This window comes from Henriciella marina DSM 19595, assembly GCF_000376805.1.
GTDB classification, from domain to species: domain Bacteria; phylum Pseudomonadota; class Alphaproteobacteria; order Caulobacterales; family Hyphomonadaceae; genus Henriciella; species Henriciella marina.
The window spans coordinates 1,329,818-1,347,752 of record NZ_AQXT01000002.1; the positions used below are offsets into that span (position 1 = coordinate 1,329,818).

Sequence of the window (17,935 nt, forward strand, 5' to 3'; positions counted from 1 at the left end):
TGTTTGATCGTCGCCATGTCCTTGCATCCGGACGGCTAGTCAGCGCGTAACTTGATGAAACAGGAAAGGTCGATCTCATGTGGCGAACCCTCACACTCTCACTGATGGCAGCATCTGGCGCAGCAGGCATCGCGTCAGCGCACGACTTCTGGGTCGAGCCGGAGACCTTCACGCCTGAAGCAGGCCAGTCTGTGGCCCTCAATCTGTTTGTCGGACACGGCGCGGAAAAATCCGGCTGGCCTGTCAAATCGCACCGGGTCATCGGCCTGCGCAGCGTCGGCCCGGACGGCCTGGTCAATCAGGCAAGCGGCGCTGCTTCGCTTCGACCGCCCCTCTCAGCCAAGCTTGATGACGTCGGAACGCATGTGGTCTTTGTGGAAACGACCAATAGCTTTAGCGAGCTGGAAGCAGAGAAATTCAACGACTACGTCGCCAATGAAGGCATTCGTCCGATTGCACTGGAACGCGTACGTCAGCGCATGGAAGACGCGCCAGGGCGCGAACTCTATTCAAGGCGCGGCAAGGCGGTGGTTCAGGTCGGGTGTCCGTCCTCAGATAATGGTGCATGGAAGCAGGAAATCGGTCTGACGCTGGAGATCATTCCCGGCAAAAACCCGGTAGAGTGGGACACCGAAGACCCGATGCCCCTGAAAGTGATGTTTCATGGCGAGCCGGTGGCCGGCGCGACCTTGCACATCACCAACCTCGATGATGACACCCTCACCTTCAGCGCGGAAACAGGTAGTGACGGCAGGACGGATATCGCCGCCTCACTGACCGAAGGCCGCTGGCTGGTTCATACCGTCTGGGCTGAACCAGCAGAAGGGCTTCTGGAAAACGCCGACTTTCAGACGGTGTTTTCGAGCATTACCTTCGACACTGAAGACCCCTGCCCCAATTGAAGCGATCCCACATGAGCGCCTAGACAGCAGGCGTTTTTGCAGCGGCCTCAATCTCCTTCATGAGGCGGTGTTCGTGCCGCATGCCGAGGAAGAGGCTGATACAACTTGCAAGCAGGATCGATGTGAACGGCAGCGCCGCCGTGATCGTCCCGGCCTGGAGGGAATTGAGCGTGTCGCGTCCACCGCCATAAAGCAGCATGGATGCCGTGACGCCCAGCATACACGCCCAGAACACACGCTGAGGCACCGGGGCGTCGGTCTTGCCGCCTGATGTGATGCTGTCGATCACCAATGCACCAGAGTCCGCTGACGTCACGATGAAGACGATTAGCAGCAGGATCGCCGTGCAGGAGGTGATGATGGAAAATGGCAGGCTATCCAGCATTTGGAAAAGCGTCAGGGCGGCCGTTGTCATGCCGTCCGCCAGCTCCCCATCGCCATTCTCGAACTGCTGGATCGCGGTTTCGCCAAAGGTCGTGAACCAGATAACGCAGATCGCGACAGGCGCGAGCAGGACCACGCTGAAATATTCGCGAACGGTCCGGCCCTTTGAAATGCGGGCGATAAACATGCCGACGAAGGGTGACCAGGAAATCCACCACGCCCAGTAGAAGATTGTCCAGTCGTGGAACCAGGCCTCATCCGTTCGCCCGAACCAGTTTGTCAGGGCCGGCGTATCGACCAGGTAGGCAAGGAAGTTTTCCCCTAACCCCGTGACGATCGCCAGGGTCGGGCCCATGATGAAGACGAAGAGCATCAGCAGGACGGCGATACTCATATTGATGTCTGACAGGAGCTTCACCCCTCCATCGAGACCACGAAGAACCGAAATGACGGCAAGCCCGGTAATGGCGGCGATGAGCGCTGTCTGCATTCCGACACTGACTTTTATGCCTGTCAGGAACCCGATGCCACTACTGGCCTGCGCGGCCCCGATGCCGATCGTTGTTGCCAGGCCGAAGACCGTCGAGATGACGGCGAACGTATCGATCACATGGCCCCAGAAACCCCAGACGCGATCACCGAGGATTGGGTAGAATGCGGACCGGATCGTAAGGGGGAGGCCTTTATTGTAAGCGAAGAAGCCGAGCGCCAGACCAACGACGGCATAGACGCCCCATGGCGCAATGCCCCAATGGAAAAGTGTCGCACTGAAAGCCAGTCTGCGCGCCTCCTCTGATCCGGCTTCAGAGTTCAGCGGTGTCCCGAACCAGTTCGAATAATAAGCCAACGGTTCTGCCGAGCCGTAGAACATGAAACCGATACCGACGCCGGCTGCAAAGAGCATGGCAATCCACGATGGTATGCTGAATTCAGGCCTGGCGTCCGGCCCCCCAAGCCGGATGCGGCCAAGCGGCGAAAAGGCAAGTGCCAGACAAAAGAGAAGGACGAGCGGCGGCGTAAGCGCAAACAGCCAGTCAAACGTTTCCAGCGTCCATGTGCGAGAGGCCTGCAAGGCAAATCCGCTGGCTTGCGGAAAGATGAGCGAAGTAACCGCAAACAGCAGGACCAGACCTGCGCTGAGGAAGAAGACCGGATTGTGAATGTCCAGTCCAAACCACTCAACATTGTCCTGTCCGACCTCGTAGTCGGTACTGTACTCAGACTCTGAGTCTGGCTCGCTCATACTAGAAATCTCCCTTTCAGCGGATACCGCCAATATATTGAAGGCCGAACGATTCGGTCCTCATGAAGTTAACATTCGGCAGATACTTTCAACCCGCGAACAAATTCGCAGACCTGTTGCAAACCTGCAACCATGCCTAAACACACTGTTTTATATATTTATTTTGCGCTTTCTGGGGTAAACAGTGGTCAAAAAGCGACAGAATGTTGGCAAGTTTATTTTCTTTGCGGAACTATGACACTATGTGAAGCCGGTGCTCAGGCGCGGAGGGTTTCGGACAAGAAACGCGCGCGAGGGGCCATGCGCTAATACTAGCGCGAACCGCACACTTGATGGGGAAAATCATGAAAAAGCTTTTCGGCGGAGCATCTCTGCTGACTATCGGCGCAATCGTATCGGCAAGTCCGGTCATGGCGCAGACACAGGAAACAGCCGCACAGGATAACCGCCGCCTGAACACTGTAACGGTGACGGCGACCAAGCGTTCCGAAAGCGCGCAGGACATTCCTGTTACCGTAACGGCGCTTGGCGAGCAGGAGCTTGAACAGCTCGGCGTGAAAAATTTCACGGACTATCTCGTTCAGCTTCCAGGTGTGACCGCTGGCGGCTCCGGCCCTGGCCAGAACACGATCTATATCCGGGGCCTGGCTTCCACGACGCCTAACCTCACGGTCGCCGGCGTTGCCGGTCTGGCGCCGAACGTCTCCTTCTATCTCGACGAGCAGCCGTTGGCACAACCTGGCCGTAACCTCGATGTTTATGCCGCTGACCTTGAGCGGGTTGAGGTCCTGTCCGGTCCACAAGGCACGCTCTTTGGCGCCAGCTCGCAGGCCGGTACCGTTCGCCTTATCACCAACAAGCCGTCGCTTGCCGGGTTCGATGCCAACTTCAAGGCGTCGACCTCGTTCACCGAAGGCGGCGAGATGAGCAATAGCGTCGAAGCTATGCTCAACATCCCCGTCACCGACAATTTCGCGCTGCGCGGCGTTGTCTACAATGACACCCAGGGCGGCTATATCGACAATGTCGGCGGCACGCTGGACGTGCGCCAGTCGGCTCGCTTCCGTGCGGAAGGTACCGTCCGCGCCAACGGCGTGCCGGTCAATTCAGACCGCGCAGGCTTCCAGGCCGGCGATGATCTGTCGGGCGTCAACTTCATCGCGGCCAACAATGGCACGATCGTTGAAGATGATATCAACGATACGAACTATCAGGGCTTCCGCCTAAGCGGGCTTTATGAGTTCAATCAGGACTGGGATCTTCTGATCCAGCATTCACAGCAGTCGATCGAGTCCGACGGCGTCTTCTTCGCCGATCCCGAGCTCGACGATTATGACATCGTCCGCTTCACGCCAGAAGAAATCGAAGACGAGTTCCATTCGACCGCCTGGACGCTTGAAGGCCGGATCGGCTTTCTGGAAGCGCTGTACACCGGCGCCTACACGGAGCGGACGACCGACCAGATCGTCGACTATTCCGACTATCTCTTTGTTGGCCAGTACCTGCCTTATTACATCTGCGACTATGATGTGACCTATCCAACGGGGGCGGCGCCCGCAGGTACCTGCTATGCACCAAATCTTTCGGTGAACTCACATTCCGAAACCGAGGTGCAGACGCATGAGCTGCGCTTCAACACACCGTCAGAGAACCGCTGGCGCGCCACTTTCGGCGCTTTCTACAGCGATCTTGAGCTCGCTGAGCGCAATGACTTCGTCTATCCAGGGTCGACGCAGGTCGTTTACACAGATGGCTCGGTCGGTTTCGCACCGAACTTCCCGCTGACAAACGCCCAGGCAACGCCAGGCGATGTCGGCAATGAAACCCAGGGCTATTTCAGTGAGCCTGGCCCATTCCCGGCTGGCGTTATCTTCCGCAATGACGTGCTTCGCACGGACAAGCAGCTTGGCTTCTTCGGTGAGACGACATTCGACGTCAGCGACACGTTCGCCCTGACTTTCGGTGCCCGTTACTACGACATCGAAGTTGATCTGGAAGGCAGCGCCAACTCGTCCTTCTTCAACCTCTTTGCCGACACCGACCAGCAGGTCTTTGGGACGAACATCTCGGCCCAGTATGCGCCCAACAATCCGTTCGGTGCACCTGACAAGGCTGAGACCGACGGCTTCATCTACAAGCTAACCGGTGAATGGACGCCAACAGAAGATCTCCTGTTCTACGCGACCTATTCGGAAGGTTTCCGGGCCGGTCTGCTGAACCGTCCAGGCGGCGCAAACGGTCCTGGCAGCTACACGGTGCCGTTTGAAGTCGATACCGACGAAGTGAAGAATTACGAAGCCGGTTGGAAGACCGAACTCTTCGACAATTCGCTTCGCCTCAACGGTGCAGCCTTCTTCATCGATATCGAAGGTCTTCAGACGACCATCTTCGATCCGTCCATCGTGAACCTGTTCTTCTCGGATAATGCCGCGGATGCAGAGCTGATGGGTATCGAAGGCGACTTCACCTGGGCACCCGCCAGCGTGGACGGCCTGACGGTCGCCGGCGCGTTCTCGATCCTCGATTCCGAGATCACGGACGTTCTGGTACCGACCAATGACGTTGTCGAAGGCTCCGAGCTCGCATTCGCGCCGTCTTTCCAGGGCAATCTGCGCGTGCGCTATGAGTGGGATCTCGAGCGCGAGATCGCCGGTCAGCGTATGACGGCTCACGTCATGCCGCAGCTCGTCTTCTCTGACGACTCGGTCAGCGACATCGTCGAGATCAACAAGACCGATCTCGAAGGCTATGTGACGCTTGGCGCCACGGCCGGTGTCACGGGCGACAATTGGGGCGCTGAACTCTTCGCGACGAACATCACGAACGAGTATGCGGAAATCTCGAGCGACTTCGTCTTCGACCGCGAGCGCGTCACCCCGCTGCGTCCGCGCACAATCGGCGTCCGCCTGAGCTACAGCTACTAGCCACGGCTCACCCCGTTTGGGAAACCGGCAGCGCCCTGCTATGCGGGGCGCTGCCTTTTTATCTGATGTTGGGATCCGCATGACAGAGCCAGAGACATCAATCAGCAAAACCTTGAAGTCCGTTCAGGTGGATATTCAGGGCGGCAGATTTGAACAGGCGGCACGCGCGCTATCGACCTTGCTGGAGGATCATCCGGACTCGCGCGACGCGCTTTATATGGCGGCGGTTTGCGCGCGTTATCTTGATCGCCATGATAAAGCACTGGACCTGCTGACGCGGCTTAAACGGGTCACGCCCGACTTTGGCCGGGCCTTTCAGGAAGAAGGCCATCTGCACCGCAAGATGGGCGACATGGCTGGCGCCCTCCGCGCCTTCCAGCTTGCCACAAGATACAACCCCGCCCTCTCAGCAAGCTGGGTCGCGCAGGCTGAGATATTGAGGGCGAGCGGGAACGCGACCGCCGCAGACGAGGCACTCGCGCAGGCAGAGCGCCTGAAAACGCTGCCACGCGAGCTCTTTGCAGTGACCAACTATATTCACGAAGGCCAGATCCTTCGGGCCGAACAGCTCGCCCGCGCCTTCATGCAGAAGAATCCGCGCCATATCGAAGGCATGCGCCTGCTCGCCGATATCGGGACACGGCTTGGCGTTCATGAGGATGCGGATTTACTTCTGGAAACAGCGATCGAACTGGAGCCCGATAACCTCCAGCTGCGGATTGACCACATACAGGTCCTGCGCAAGCGCCAGAAATACGCGGCAGCTCTTGAGCAGGCGCAGGCCTTGCTGGCACGCGCGCCCGACAACCCGATGTTCAAATCGCTCTATGCGATCGAAAGTATGCAGGCCGGCAATTACGACGAAGCGCTGGAAATTTTCGACGCCGTCCTCGAAACCCTGCCAAACGATTTGGCCACTCTGACCTCACGAGGACATGCCCTGAAGACGGCTGGCCGTAGCGAAGATGCGATCGCGTCCTACCGCCACGCGGTCGACGTTTACCCGCTTCACGGAGACGCCTGGTACGCCCTCGCCAATCTGAAGACGTATCGCTTCGACGAGAGTGAAGTCGAAGCCATGCAGGCAGCCGTTCACGATCCAAACATCTCCCATATGGGCCGCATCCATATTTCCTTTGCACTCGGCAAGGCGCACGAGGACCGAAAGGCGTTCGACGAAGCGTTCGCCAATTACGCAGAGGGCAACAGGCTCAAGAAACAGCAGGTCCGTTACACCACTGAGCAGATGCGAGAGGAATTTGCCGGCCAGAAGCGACACTGCACCGCCGATCTCTTTGAAAAGCGTCTCGGTACCGGCTTTGAAGACCCTGCCCCTATCTTTATCGTCGGCCTGCCGCGCGCCGGCTCTACCCTGATCGAGCAGATCCTTGCCTCCCATAGCCAGGTAGACGGGACGCTGGAGCTGCCGAACATCTTGTCGCTCGCTCATCGGCTGAGGGGCCGCAAGCAGGTCAGCGACAGACACCGCTATCCACGCATCCTGCATGATCTACCGGATGAAGAGCTCAAGGGGCTTGGCGAGGACTACATAACCAATACGGCGATCCATCGCCGCGGCGCGCCCTTCTTTACCGACAAGATGCCGAACAATTTCAGGCATATCGGGCTGATCAGCCTGATCCTGCCGAACGCCAAGATCATCGACGCTCGCCGCGAGCCGATGGCGTGTTGCTTTTCAGGCTACAAACAGCTTTTCGCCGAAGGTCAGGAGTTCAGCTACAGTTTGGAGGATATCGGGCAATATTATCGCAGCTATATCGACCTCATTGCGCACTGGGACGAAGTGCTGCCAGGGCGTATTTTACGGGTCCAGCATGAAGACGTCATCGACGATCTGGAAGGCGAAGTTCGCCGTCTGCTGGACTATTGCGGCCTGCCGTTTGAGCAAGCCTGCGTCGATTTCCACAAGACCGACCGGGCGGTACGAACCGCGAGCTCCGAACAGGTGCGTCAGCCAATCAGCCGGTCTGGTCTGGATCAGTGGCGCAATTTCGAGCCGCATCTTGGTCCGCTGAAAGACGCGCTCGGCCCGGTTCTGGAAAACTACCGCTAGGCCTCACGCAAAGTGCAGGCGCCGATACTTGCCTTTAAAATAGAGGAGCGGGTCGCGGCGGGGTTCGTACTTGGCGCGCTCCACCTTGCCGACGAGGATGATGTGATCCCCGCCATCATGCATGTCGGAACGCGCGCATTCGAAATTGGCAAGCGCCCCAGATAGAAGCGGCGAGCCATGCTGGCCCGGCTCCCAGGGTGTTTCGGCAAACCTGTCCTCGCCCGGCTTTGCGAAAAGGTTGGAGACCGGCTGTTGGCCGATATGGAGCACATTGACCGCAAACCGTTCCGCGCTTTCCAGCGTTTTGAGGCTCGACGAACTCTTCGCGATACAGACGAGCAGCAGCGGCGGATCCAGCGAGACCGACGTGAACGAGTTCGCCGTGAGGCCAACGGGCGCTCCTTCTGGCGTCATCGTCGTAACGACCGTCACACCTGTCGCAAAGCAACCGAGCGCATCGCGCAAGGTGCGGGCATCCGAGCCCTGCTTATAGTCCGGCAGCATGCGAGGGACGCGCCGCTCAAGGAAGTCCAGAAGGACGGCGCTGAACGCATCGGCGCGGTCAAAGACGGCAAGGTGGCCTGCGTCCTCAATCTCTGCGAACTCGGCTGAGGCGACCTTCCTGACGAAGCGGCTGGCAGCGTCACGGTCACCGAGGCCGCTGAGGGCGCCCCGGACAAACAGGACCGGAACTTTCAGCTCCGTCGCGGCGGCAGAAATACGCTCGCTTGCTGCCTCAAGATCAATCGCCGCCGGAAAGGCGGGATCAAAGTCCTCAGGCCGGCAAGGCGTATCTCGCAGGGTCTTTGCGAGGATGCGGGCGGTCTGGATATCGATTTCCGGAGGGGCGTCTGCAAGCACCAGCCCGGACGCCAGATGCGCGCCGTCTTCGCCGACCGCGGCGACGGCAACCCACCCGCCAAGACCCGCGCCGATGACGACCGGCCGCGAGGCAAGCTGCGCCAGAACCGCCCTGAGATCTTCGACGCAAGCATCGAATTCATAACGGGAATTTTCAGACCGGTCGCTCCGGCCATGACCGCGAAGATCCAGATTGATGACGTGTCGGCCGGCCTTGACGAGAGCGTCTGCGATGTCGGTCCAGACAGCGCGTGTCTGACCGCCGCCATGCAGCAGAAGCACGGATGGATCGTCGGATTTGCCGCGCACATCGGCGCGAAGCGTCAGTCCTCCAAATCCCTTGAATTCGCGTTCCGCCATGAAACTGCCCCAACTTTCGCATTCTGCTTCAGCGTCTCACTTAGTTCGCTTTGGCCTCCAGCGAAGACCATAATTCCAGCCAGGTGCAAACCAGGATGGTCAGGTCTCACCTGCGAGAACCGCGCCACCGAAAAACCATGAATCGACGGTTTCATGAAGTTTGACTAGAGTAGAGCCAAGACTGCGCAGGGGACGCCGTCGCATAAAAAGGAATACACGATGAGCGATCAATCTGGAACACGGCGCGGGTCGCGCAAGCAGATGGGCCTTTTCCGGCGTATCGAGACAATCACACCGCTGCTTGTCTTCCCTCTCATCATCTATGTCGTCATCGCTGTCCTGTCTGGCGGAAACCATCTTGGCGATGCGGCCGCGATTACCGGCAGCCTGAACACGATCCTCTTTTCTGTGCCCATGGTTTCAGACGTCAGCTGGCGAATGAGCGTCGGCGACTCGATCCTGTTGCTGTCGCTAATATTGCTATCGATTGAGATCATGAAGTCGACCAGCTCCCGCTCCAGCGCGATGGTCAATCACATGGCCTCGATGGGCGTCCTACTCGCTTGCCTCATCTGCTTCATTCTGTTCGCCAACTTCGCGACCGCCACCTTCTTTCTACTCACCATCATGACGCTGATGGATGTCATGGTCGGCGTGATCGTGAGCATCGTTTCGGCGCGGCGTGATTTCGGTGTCGGCGACGGCTTCGGAAACTAGCACGAAGCCCTATGAAGACGCTGGCGGCGACGAGTTCCGCGTGTCCGGCTTTTTCACCGCTGGTGGCCCGAAGATGCGCAGATGTATGGTGAGCAGCGCAGGCAGCATGAACACCAGCAGGAAGGTGCCGATCAGAATGCCGAAACCGAGCGAAATGGCGGTCGGAATAAGGAACTGCGCCTGAATGCTGGTTTCCAGAATGATCGGCGTCACGCCCAGGAATGTGGTCAGCGTCGTCAGAAGGATGGCACGGAACCGGTCCAGCATGGCGGCGATAACCGCATCGACCGGCTTCTCTCCGTTCTCCAGCCTTTCATTGAGAAAGTCGGTGACCATCAGCGATGCATTGATGATCACGCCTGAGAGGCCAATGATCCCGAAGAAGGATAGCAGGGTAAGGTCAGCGCCGAGCAGGCCATGGCCGATCAATGCGCCGACATATCCAAACGGTATGGCCAGCATGATGACGAGCGGCTGGCTGTAGGAACGGAAGTTCAGCGCCAGCAGGCTGTAGATCACGATCAGCGCAAGCATGAAGTTGCGTGCGAGGACCGGCTGGGCCTCTGCCTGGTCTTCCTGATCGCCAGAGACCTGCATGGTCAGACCGTCATATTCACCCTGTAGCTCTGGCAGGACATCGTCGAACATGTAGCTCGAGACAACATCGGCCGTCGTCACATCCTCATCAACGAAGGCATTGAGCGAGTAGATGCGGCGTCCATTCACACGGTTGATCGCGGCAGGCGCCGGGGCGATGGTGAGATCGGCCAGATTGCGCATTGGCACATACCCATCGCCAACACGCACCCGCAGCCGCTTCAGCGTTTCGAGCGAAGAGCGCTCGCCCTCCGGCAGTCGCACACGAACCGGAATTTCCTCGCGGTCGCGTTGAATTCGGACAGCCTCAGCCCCGAAAAACGCCGCACGGACCTCGCGGGCGAGATCGCCCTGGGTGAGGCCATAATTGCGCGCCAGCGGCTTTAGCTTGATCTGGACTTCTTCGGTAGTGCGGAACCGGTCATCGCGCACATCATAGACACCCGGCCTGCTCTCCAGGGCACGGCGCAATTCAAGCACGGCTTCGCGGGTTCGCTCGTCAGTCTGCGCTGAAATCTGAAGCTGGATCGGCGCGCCGGGGCTTACGAGATCAGATGTGAAGGTCAGCTTCTCGGCGCCGGGTATACGGCCAACCCGTTCACGCCAGGCCCGTTCAAACTGTCGGGCCGAGAAGTCACGTGCGCTGGAGTCCTGCATTCTCGCAACGATGAAGGCCTTGTTGCCGGAGGACGCGCCTGCGGCGCCCCCTGTGGCATTGGCTTCATTTCCGCCAAGCGGCTCCGCGATCTGCCAGAGCACGCCTTGCAGGCCACTTTCGCGGTTCGTCACATCCTCGATGGCGCTTGCTGCTGCATTCTCAATCTGCTGGGCAAAGCGGCGCGTCTGTTCTTCGGAGGTGCCCTCCGCCAGCTCCAGTTCGGCCGTGACATAATCGCCCTCAACCGCCGGAAAGAAGATGAACTTCACATATCCGCTGGCGGTCAGGGACTGCGCGGCGAAAAGGATGCCGAAGCCAATAAGCAGCACCATGACCGGCCGGAGCACGACAAATTGCATCGCCTTCTTGAGAGGGCCGGTTGAAAAACGTCGCAGGCTTGCGGCAACGCGGTCACGCACCGGGTCGGCGAGACGCCTTGGTGAGAAACGCCCCGGCGGATCATCGCTCAGATGAGAGAGATGTCTTGGCAGGACGAAGAGGCTTTCCACCAGCGACAGGAAGAGAAGCACGATGACGACGGCAGAGACCTGTCCAAGGAATTGTCCGAAAAGCCCCGGCACAAGAAGGATCGGCACGAAGGCCGTCATTGTGGTCGATACGGAAAAGAGGACAGGCCGCGCAACACGCGTCACGCCGAGACGGGCGGACTCCAGCGGTCCGGCCCCCTTCCGCCAGTTGGCGTGTATGTTCTCACCCACGACGATGGCGTCATCGACGATTATGCCAATGGCAAGGATGAACCCGAAAAGCGACAACTGGTTTATCGTGATGCCAAAAATGAGCATCGGGAAAAAAGCGCCAACAAAGCTCACGCCCACACCGAGCGCGACCCAGAAGGCGATCCTGAGATCAAGGAAGAGCAGAAGCAAAAGCGTTACAAGAACAAGGCCGAGGATCGCATTCCTGACAAGCAGGTCGATGCGCGAACGAAGATTAACGGCCTCATCGCGCCAGAGGACGTATTCGACATTTCCAGGCAAGGCATTTTCGATTTCGGTGTCGAGGTATTCCCTTACGATTTCGGCGTTATCGAGGGTTTTCTCGCGGCCCACACGAAACACCGATACCGTGACCGCAGGCTCCCCTTTGAAGTTCGCCTCGACCGGAGCATCAGAGAGACCGTCGCGGATTTCGGCGATATCGCCGAGATAGACCGGCGATCCATTCGCCCCTGCCCCGACAACGATGTTTTCGAACTCGGCGCCTGAACGGCGTTCACCGACGGCGCGTACCCTGAGAAGCTGCCGGTTGTTCTCGATTTCACCCGCCGAAAGATCGAGGCTTTGCTGGGAAATGGTCTGCGCGATTGATGTGAGGGTAAGGTTTCTCGCGCGCAGTTCCTCTTCAGGGATCGCAATCTCGATGAGGTAGTCGGCAACACCGCCAATCTCGACCAGCGACAGCCCCTCCTTGGCGGCGAGCTCTCGTCGGACACGGTCTGCGGTCTGCTTCAGCGTGCGGCGCTCGACATCGCCGTGCAGGACGATCTGGGTGACGAGTTCATCCGTCTCCACTTCGGCGATTTGCGGCGCTTCGGACGCCTGGGGGAAAACGGTGATCCGCCCGATCTCGTTTTTTACCTCGTCCAGCATCTCCGACATATCCTCGCTTTCGGGGATGTCGACGATGACGTTTCCGACGCCGGAGGCGGCAAGGCTTGTGATCTTCTCAACGCCCTCAAGCCCTTCCAGACGTTCCTCAATTGGGCGAACGATCGATGTTTCAACATCCTCAGGTGTCGCGCCCGGATAAGGCACGGTGACGGAAATCTTGTAGGTGTCGATCGGTGGAAAGACGCGGATATTGAGAGCCGACAACGATGCGATTCCAGAGATGACAAGAAAGATCATCAGCAGGTTCGCTGCGACCCGGTTGCCTAGAACGCCTTCGATCATCCGGATCAAGGCGATTTCCCCTCTACATGGACACGCATGCCGTCGATTTCTTCGGCCAGCACCGTCAACATGATGGTGTCGCCCTCGGAAAGTCCCGGTGCACGGACCAGCACGCCATCTTCGGTCCGGTCGACCGTGTCTATTTCCACTTTCCGGATCTGCTCATCAGAGCCGACGACCCAGACATAGTCATCCTGGCGGACCGCGCCGTCCGGGATACGCCACATCGGGATATCGGAGCGCCCCTCAATGAGGATATCCATATAGTCGCCAGCAAAGACGTTGCCCTGGTTCTCGGCAAGAAACGCACGCGGGAAGACAGAAATGATGGTGGCTGTGCGGGACTGCTGGTCGATCTCAGGCGAAAGCTCAGCCAGATAGCCTTCAAGCTCGACATTGCCGAGCGAGCTGGAGTTCGGCACGGCGCGCACAGGAAGCCGCTCATCCCCGCGTGCGGCGAGCGCATTTCTTACGGCCGCAATATCCTTCAACGGCAGCCCTGCCTGGATCTCGCCCTCGCCTGCACTGATCAGGCGGGCAAGCGGCTGGCCAGGTGACACGAATGTGCCCGGCGCGACATTCTCCGATACCACGATGGCGTCAAACGGCGCGACGACCGAAGCCTTCTGCAGGTTTCGCCGGGCGATCGTCACCTGCGAGCGCGCTTGACGGACACCGGCTTCTGCGTCCTCGAAATTAGCGACAGCCTGCTCAGCGGCTTTCTCCGGTGCCGCGCCGATCTCGGACAGATTGATCTGGCGGTCGCGTTCGGCTTCGGCCTGACTTAGCCGCGCCTCGGCGGTGGCAAGCTGGGCCTCTGCCCGTTCAAGATCGGCACGAAGGTCGCCATCATCGATCTGCAGGATGGTTTCGCCGCGCCCGATCCGTCCACCTGGTTGCAGGTCCGGATTGACCCCCGTCACCTTGCCGGACACCTCGCCGACAAGATCGAGACGTTCGCGCGGCTGTATCCGGCCGGGCGCCCGCACGGGAAACGTTGCCCCGGCCTGCTGCGGCTGGATCGTCTCTACGTATGGGACACTGTCTTCCTGTGCCTCAGCGCCCTCTTCCGGGCCGCCTCCAGCGCCAGCGATCATCATGATGGCGACACCGATACCGAGGGCCGCGATGCCGGCCAGTATCCATATCCAGCTCGGGCGGCTATCTGAATCCTGCTTGTGGGCGTAATCTTCAGGCATGATGTATGGAATCCCTAGCAGGAATGTCTTGTTCCCTGTGGTTAAAGGTCAACATGGTACAATCAAGACCGCTATCGAGCCGCCGGGACTGATAAAATGAATTTAATGCTTCGAATGCACATCGCCGCGGCGGCCAGTCTGTCCCTTGCGGCCTGTATGACCGTTGGCCCGGACTATGAAACTCCTGAGATCGACATATATCAGGATAGCTGGGTCGCCGGTGATGTTTCTGTGCTTGGCCCTGGCGAGTTGCCCCGCTCTGACTGGTGGACCGCCTTCGATGACCCGCTCCTGAACAGTCTTGTCAGTGATGCTTTGATACGCAATCCGAGCCTTGAGGAAGCCGCGGCAAACGTCGCCAATGCCCAGGCGAGCGTGAATGCGGCCCGCGCGGCAGGCTTTCCAATGGGCGCGCTAAATGCCGCAGTGGTTCGGCAGAAACAATCCGCCGCGAGCCTCGGCGCTGACGTGCCTTTCGAGTTTGAAGCCCAGACACAATATTCGGCAGGCGCCGAAATAAGCTGGCAGGCTGATCTCTTCGGGCGCACCGCAAACAGCCTTGCCCAAGCCGAAGCGGCGCTCGGCGGACGCGCGGCTGTTGCCGCAGATACCGCGCGAGCGATCCTCGCTGAAACCGCCCGGACCTATCTGACCGTTCGCGAACTCGATGCCCGGATCGCCGTGAATGAAGAGAATGTCGAGCGCCAGAGCGACGTGCTTGATCTCACCCGGCAGCTGCGTGAAGCAGGAGAGGTCGCCGACATAGACGTCGAGCGCCAGACCAATCTTGTGCAGACAACCAGGGCCGGCATTAGCGCGCTGAAGGCCGCGCGCAGTGAGGCGGCTTCTGGCCTCGCGCAGCTCACCGGCCACACCCTGCCCGCCCTCTATGACGCCTACCCGTCGCTGGAGCCCTTCGCGTCGGACCGTCTCGACCCTGTTGAGGCGTTTGGCCCGGTAGAGATCGGGTCACCGAAAGATCTCTTGCGTCGGCGCCCTGATATTCGCGCCGCAGAGCGCCAGCTGGCCGCGGCGACTTACAGGGTGGGCGTGGAAACCGCAGACCTTTATCCCAGCCTGACACTTTCAGGTCAGGGGACTTTTACGGCGAATGAACCGGGCGAGCTCTTCAGCGCAGATGCGCTCGGATACAATTTCGGGCCGCGTCTTAGCTGGGGCATTTTCAACCTTCCGCTTACACGGGCTCAGATCGATCAGGCCGAGGCCGATGTCGAGGCAGCGCGGGCCGGATTTGAGAGCGCCGTCCTTTCTGCGCTCACTGAAACAGACGCGGCGCTTCTTTCCTATAATTATGCGGTGGAGGAGACGGCATTTCGCGCGTCGGCCCTTGCCTCAGCGACAAGGTCCCGCGACCTCATCGAAATCCGCTATCGCGAAGGCGCTGAAAGCCTGCTCAGCCTGATCGACGCCCAACGCCAGACCCTTTCGTCCCAGGATGGTGAGATACAGTCACGCTATGAAGCTCTTCGCAGACGGGTTCAGGTGTACAATGCATTTGGTGGCTGACGCCGCGTCCACTGTTTTCTGACGAAAAAGTCGGTGTAAGGATGCGCCCAACGAGAAACGACAGGGCGGAACATGTATTACGCAGAACTTGCGCAGGCCAAAAAGCAACTCACCGGACCGGGCGGCGATTTTGAAATCGTTGTTGGGGACGTCCTCGGAAACAAGATCCGGACGTGGAAGAACGCACCGCCAAGCGTTCGCGAGGTATGGCTGGCGACACGTGAATTCGCGGATCGCGATTACCTCATCTATCACGACGAAAAGCTCACCTATGAAGAAACCCATGAGCTGACCGGTGCCGTCGCCAACTGGCTTTTCGCTCAGGGCGTCAAGACGGGCGACCGCGTCGCCATCGCCATGCGCAACTATCCCGAATGGATGATCATCTACTGGGCCTGCTGCTCGGTCGGTATCACTGTCGTCGGCATGAATGCCTGGTGGACCGCCGAAGAGATGGCCTACGCCCTCAAGGACTCTGAACCCGCCGTTCTCTTCCTCGACTCAGAGCGCCTCGCACGCGTTCGCCAGAATCCTGAAATGGCCAAGGGCGCGAAACTGGTTGGCGTCCGGTTTGAGGAAGATGCCGAAGGCGTAACGCCGTGGAGCGATGTGATCGCGGGCGGCGGAGCCATGCCGGAGGTCGCCATCGACCCCGACAGTGACGCCTGCATCTTCTACACCTCAGGCACGACAGGCTTTCCAAAAGGCGCACAGCTCACCCATCGCGGCTGCGTCTCCAACCTCATGAACATGCTGTACGCGCGCGCCTCGTCTGCCCTGGCCGTGCACGCAGCGACCGGGGAAGCGCCGCCAGACCCCCCACCGGTACCGGTTACGCTAATCAACACGCCACTGTTTCACGTCACAGCCAATAATTGCGCGGCCTATGCCGTTACTGCGGCCGGTGGCGCAATGGTGCTGATGTACAAATGGGACGCTGGCGAAGCCCTGCGCCTTATTGAGAAGCACAAGATCATGACGGTGAGCGGCGTGCCGGTCATGGCCCGTGAAATCATCAACCACCCAGACTTCGAGAAAACCGACACGTCCAGCCTGCTCGCCCTTGGCGGCGGCGGCGCGCAGGTGCCGCCTGACCTCGTCCTTGCGATCGAGAAGAAAGTCTCCACCGCACGTCCAAACACCGGCTATGGCATGACCGAAACATGCGGGATCATCACGTCCGTCGCCGCCGATTTCTATGTCGACCGGCCTGACAGCGTCGGCCCGGCAATGCCGGTTTACGAAGCCAAATGTGTCGACCCTGATGGCAATGAAGTTCCAACCGGCGAACGCGGCGAACTTTGGGTCCGCGGGGCCTCCGTCATCAAGGGATACATCAACCGCCCCGACGCGACGGCTGAAAGCATCACCGATGGCGGCTGGCTCCATACAGGTGACATCGCCCGCATGGATGAGGACGACTTCATCTATATTGTGGACCGCAAGAAGGACATGGTGCTGCGCGGCGGTGAGAACATCTACTGCGCGGAAGTCGAAGCGGCGCTCTACCGCCACGATGACGTCGCTGAATGCTCAGTGTTTGGCCTGCCTGATGAGCGCCTCGGCGAGGAAGTGGCTGCCGCCATCGTTGCCAAGCCCGGACGCACGCTGACCGAAGACGACATTCGCGCGCATTGCTCTGAGATCATGGCGAAGCACAAAGTGCCCCGCTACATCTGGATCCTCGATGAACCCCTGCCCCGCAATGCGAGCGGCAAGTTCCTCAAGCGGGAACTGCGCGACCGGCTAAGCGAGAAAGTGTGATCGTCTGACTTCGCAGGCTTCCGCGCCGCGCCGTCAGTCGTGACCGATGTAACCAAGTGTTGAGGCACGCTGGATGGCTCTCGCCTTGCCCGCAACGCCAAGCTTGGTCGCGCTATTGGTGATGTGAAAGCGCACGGTCGGCACCGAGATGTGCATGATTGTCGCAATCTCCGCGTCGGTCTTGCCAGCCGACGCCCATTTCAGACACTGGATTTCGCGGCGAGTGAGATAGACTGCAGGCCCCTGAGGCCCAAGCGCGCGCGCATCCTGATAGGTCGCAATGAATTTCAGCGCCAGCGCATGAAGGTGTTCCGCCTCGGCCGCGAAAGCGCTTCTGAGATTGATCGCTTCGGCTGAAGCCCACACGACTGCACCAATTGCACCCCCGGGCAAGTGAACCGGAGATATAATCGCTGCGCCAATGTTTGCCTGTTCATACTGCTTCGGGTCGGTCGCTGCCACGAGCGCATCGTTGCGCCGCCAGCTCAAAACCTCTCCCCCGGAATAGTAAAAAGGCTCGGCGCATGTGCGCGTCGCATGCACCAGTGTGGAGCGAAGCGCGAACATCCTGTCCTTCCAGTATTCAAGCTCGGGATCGATCCATCGGAAAATTGTCTCTGCAAAAGGACGGCCTTCGGCATCGCACATGGGCTGCGGGCTGCTGATATCTGCGCTCACCGCAACATAAGGCAAGCCTATCCGCTTGCCGGCTTCGGCGACGGTATCGGCAAGGTCGAGCAGGTTCTGCTCAAGCGGCTGGGAGGATAATGTATCGGGCATTTTCTGACCTATTATTACTATCAGCTTGT

11 protein-coding genes are annotated in these 17,935 nt (G+C 59.4%); 6 read left to right on the forward strand and 5 right to left on the reverse strand.

Annotated elements, in window-relative coordinates:
• Window positions 1–77 precede the first annotated feature (77 nt).
• Entirely contained in the window at window positions 78–902 is an 825-nt protein-coding gene (locus F550_RS0106560; RefSeq protein WP_018147738.1) for a DUF4198 domain-containing protein, read from the forward strand.
• Between the two features lie 19 nt (window positions 903–921).
• Here the strand turns inward: F550_RS0106560 and F550_RS0106565 are convergent, their stop codons facing one another.
• Window positions 922–2,529, reverse strand: coding sequence for a BCCT family transporter (locus tag F550_RS0106565; protein WP_018147739.1), 1,608 nt, complete (start codon window positions 2,527–2,529; stop codon window positions 922–924).
• Window positions 2,530–2,873: 344 nt separating this feature from the next.
• Between F550_RS0106565 and F550_RS0106570 the strand changes: the two genes are divergently transcribed.
• Both F550_RS0106570 and F550_RS0106575 read left to right on the forward strand, forming a co-directional pair.
• The gene (locus tag F550_RS0106570) at window positions 2,874–5,453 is read left to right on the forward strand and encodes a TonB-dependent receptor (protein WP_018147740.1); all 2,580 of its coding nucleotides are present in this window, start codon (window positions 2,874–2,876) and stop codon (window positions 5,451–5,453) included.
• Between the two features lie 79 nt (window positions 5,454–5,532).
• Entirely contained in the window at window positions 5,533–7,527 is a 1,995-nt protein-coding gene (locus F550_RS0106575) for a tetratricopeptide repeat-containing sulfotransferase family protein (protein WP_040500843.1), read from the forward strand.
• A gap of 3 nt (window positions 7,528–7,530) precedes the next feature.
• On the opposite strand, the gene F550_RS18860 is transcribed toward F550_RS0106575, so the two are convergent.
• Window positions 7,531–8,748, reverse strand: a complete 1,218-nt coding sequence (locus F550_RS18860) for an alpha/beta fold hydrolase (RefSeq protein WP_018147742.1) — start codon at window positions 8,746–8,748, stop codon at window positions 7,531–7,533.
• Between the two features lie 219 nt (window positions 8,749–8,967).
• Here F550_RS18860 and F550_RS0106585 point away from each other — a divergent pair, with 219 nt between their 5' ends.
• Window positions 8,968–9,465, forward strand: coding sequence for a hypothetical protein (locus F550_RS0106585; RefSeq protein WP_018147743.1), 498 nt, complete (start codon window positions 8,968–8,970; stop codon window positions 9,463–9,465).
• A gap of 9 nt (window positions 9,466–9,474) precedes the next feature.
• Here the strand turns inward: F550_RS0106585 and F550_RS0106590 are convergent, their stop codons facing one another.
• Together F550_RS0106590 and F550_RS0106595 are read right to left on the reverse strand one after the other, a co-directional pair.
• Entirely contained in the window at window positions 9,475–12,636 is a 3,162-nt protein-coding gene (locus tag F550_RS0106590; RefSeq protein ID WP_018147744.1) for an efflux RND transporter permease subunit, read from the reverse strand.
• 5 nt (window positions 12,637–12,641) lie between these two features.
• On the reverse strand, window positions 12,642–13,835 hold the full coding sequence (locus F550_RS0106595; protein ID WP_018147745.1) for an efflux RND transporter periplasmic adaptor subunit: 1,194 nt from the start codon (window positions 13,833–13,835) through the stop codon (window positions 12,642–12,644).
• 114 nt (window positions 13,836–13,949) lie between these two features.
• Between F550_RS0106595 and F550_RS18460 the strand changes: the two genes are divergently transcribed.
• Entirely contained in the window at window positions 13,950–15,362 is a 1,413-nt protein-coding gene (locus F550_RS18460) for an efflux transporter outer membrane subunit (RefSeq protein ID WP_018147746.1), read from the forward strand.
• A 72-nt stretch (window positions 15,363–15,434) separates the two neighbouring features.
• Window positions 15,435–17,126 carry a class I adenylate-forming enzyme family protein gene (locus tag F550_RS0106605; protein WP_018147747.1) on the forward strand — a complete coding sequence of 564 codons (1,692 nt, stop codon included), beginning with the start codon at window positions 15,435–15,437 and terminating at the stop codon, window positions 17,124–17,126.
• A gap of 33 nt (window positions 17,127–17,159) precedes the next feature.
• Here F550_RS0106605 and F550_RS0106610 read toward each other — a convergent pair whose 3' ends face one another.
• Complete coding sequence (locus tag F550_RS0106610) at window positions 17,160–17,906, reverse strand: helix-turn-helix transcriptional regulator (RefSeq protein WP_018147748.1); 747 nt, start codon at window positions 17,904–17,906, stop codon at window positions 17,160–17,162.
• Window positions 17,907–17,935: the final 29 nt, after the last annotated feature.

Coding starts and splice junctions, on each gene's coding strand:
- F550_RS0106575 (WP_040500843.1), top strand. CDS start 5,533: ATGACAGAGCCAGAGACATCAATCAGCAAAACCTTGAAGTCCGTTCAG.
- F550_RS0106590 (WP_018147744.1), bottom strand. CDS start 12,636: ATGATCGAAGGCGTTCTAGGCAACCGGGTCGCAGCGAACCTGCTGATG.
- F550_RS0106610 (WP_018147748.1), bottom strand. CDS start 17,906: ATGCCCGATACATTATCCTCCCAGCCGCTTGAGCAGAACCTGCTCGAC.
- F550_RS18860 (WP_018147742.1), bottom strand. CDS start 8,748: ATGGCGGAACGCGAATTCAAGGGATTTGGAGGACTGACGCTTCGCGCC.
- F550_RS0106585 (WP_018147743.1), top strand. CDS start 8,968: ATGAGCGATCAATCTGGAACACGGCGCGGGTCGCGCAAGCAGATGGGC.
- F550_RS0106595 (WP_018147745.1), bottom strand. CDS start 13,835: ATGCCTGAAGATTACGCCCACAAGCAGGATTCAGATAGCCGCCCGAGC.
- F550_RS0106570 (WP_018147740.1), top strand. CDS start 2,874: ATGAAAAAGCTTTTCGGCGGAGCATCTCTGCTGACTATCGGCGCAATC.
- F550_RS0106560 (WP_018147738.1), top strand. CDS start 78: ATGTGGCGAACCCTCACACTCTCACTGATGGCAGCATCTGGCGCAGCA.
- F550_RS0106565 (WP_018147739.1), bottom strand. CDS start 2,529: ATGAGCGAGCCAGACTCAGAGTCTGAGTACAGTACCGACTACGAGGTC.
- F550_RS0106605 (WP_018147747.1), top strand. CDS start 15,435: ATGTATTACGCAGAACTTGCGCAGGCCAAAAAGCAACTCACCGGACCG.
- F550_RS18460 (WP_018147746.1), top strand. CDS start 13,950: ATGCACATCGCCGCGGCGGCCAGTCTGTCCCTTGCGGCCTGTATGACC.